The organism is Ochrobactrum sp. SFR4, from assembly GCF_019730395.1.
Lineage (GTDB): Bacteria > Pseudomonadota > Alphaproteobacteria > Rhizobiales > Rhizobiaceae > Pseudochrobactrum.
Genome location: NZ_JAAPBB010001372.1, coordinates 1 through 236, shown reverse-complemented (window position 1 = coordinate 236; position 236 = coordinate 1). Strand labels below are relative to the sequence as shown.

Here is a 236-nt window from a genome sequence, read left to right as displayed (position 1 = left end):
TACCCAGGATGCCACGCAACCGAGAATAAGAATATCGCCTTTGCTGACAGCAAGTGACGATGAAAGTTCGCCACGGGACATGATAACTGTGCCGGCGCCGAAAAGACTAAGAAAAATCCCGAGAATTTTTTGTTTGGAGAGTTGTTCCCCCAGAAAAATACTGGCAGCAATTGCGATCATCGCCGGATTAATGGCGATAATCAGAGAAGCTCGTGATGCCTCTGTGGACTGTAATC

The 236-nt window shown here is 47.5% G+C and carries 1 protein-coding gene; it reads right to left on the bottom strand.

What is annotated here, in order from left to right; all coding sequences use genetic code 11:
• On the bottom strand, nt 1-236 hold a 236-nt coding region (locus tag HBA93_RS23515), incomplete at both ends, for an EamA family transporter (protein ID WP_221724820.1).